The 346-nt window shown below is 74.6% G+C and carries 2 pseudogenes; both read left to right on the forward strand.

The features are described 5' to 3' along the window. A pseudogene (locus AMK25_RS32660) lies at nt 1-188 on the forward strand (5,10-methylene tetrahydromethanopterin reductase); the annotation flags it as partial. Then, a pseudogene (locus AMK25_RS31865) lies at nt 185-265 on the forward strand (NADPH-dependent FMN reductase); the annotation flags it as partial. The pseudogenes AMK25_RS32660 and AMK25_RS31865, both read left to right, overlap by 4 nt. Nucleotides 266-346 lie beyond the last annotated feature (81 nt).

The raw sequence follows: 346 nt of genomic DNA on the forward strand, positions 1-346 counted from the left end.
TGATCGACCACGCCGGCCTGCCGCTGAAAACGGTGCTGGAGCAGCTCGACCTGCTGGGCGAGGAGGTGGTCCCGGTGCTGCGCAAGGAGTTCGACTCGATGCGTCCCGCGCACGTGCCCGAGGCGCCCACCCACGCCAGCCTGCTGGCCGCCCGCGACGCCGCGCCGGCCGACGGGGAGCAGCGATGACCAGCCGTACCCTGGCGGTCGTCTCGGCCGGGCTCGCCCAGCCGTCGTCCACCCGCCTGCTCGCCGACCAGCTCGCTCGCCGCGCTCCTGTGCGTCCAGGTAGCCGCTGATCACCCGGCGCATCTCGTCGGCGCCGGCCGGCTGCGTACCGCCCAGGT

Origin of the sequence: Micromonospora sp. TSRI0369 (genome assembly GCF_001905625.1) — a bacterium.
GTDB lineage: Bacteria > Actinomycetota > Actinomycetes > Mycobacteriales > Micromonosporaceae > Micromonospora > Micromonospora echinospora_A.